This window comes from Mesorhizobium sp. M00.F.Ca.ET.216.01.1.1 (assembly GCF_004010325.2).
In the GTDB taxonomy this organism is placed as follows: Bacteria; Pseudomonadota; Alphaproteobacteria; order Rhizobiales; family Rhizobiaceae; genus Mesorhizobium.
Window position 1 is genome coordinate 1 of the sequence record NZ_SADR02000527.1, and the last position, 289, is coordinate 289.

1 protein-coding gene is annotated in these 289 nt (G+C 64.7%); it reads right to left on the reverse strand.

The features are described 5' to 3' along the window. Positions 1-218 (reverse strand): DAK2 domain-containing protein (locus EN859_RS37290; protein WP_135913752.1); only part of this gene is annotated, 218 nt, incomplete at its 3' end. Between the last annotated feature and the right edge of the window lie 71 nt (positions 219-289).

Sequence of the window (289 nt, forward strand, 5' to 3'; positions counted from 1 at the left end):
GTCATCACCAGCTTGGTGCCTACAGCCTTCAGCGCGTCCGGCAGCGGCTTCTCGGCGATGGCCCCGGTCTCGGCGCGCACGGCCTCGAAGCCGCGCTTCATGTTCAGTCCATGGTCGCCGTCGCCGATCGCCTGGTCGAGCGCCGTCAATTCCTCGGCGTGCTCGGCAATCGTATCCGCGGCGGCCGTGATCAGCTTCGAAAGATTCAGCGCCGTCATGTCGCCCGAATTCCCGGTTTGCACCTTGCCGGCAGTAGCGAAAGAACGGTCGTTCGGCAACTGGAGCATGC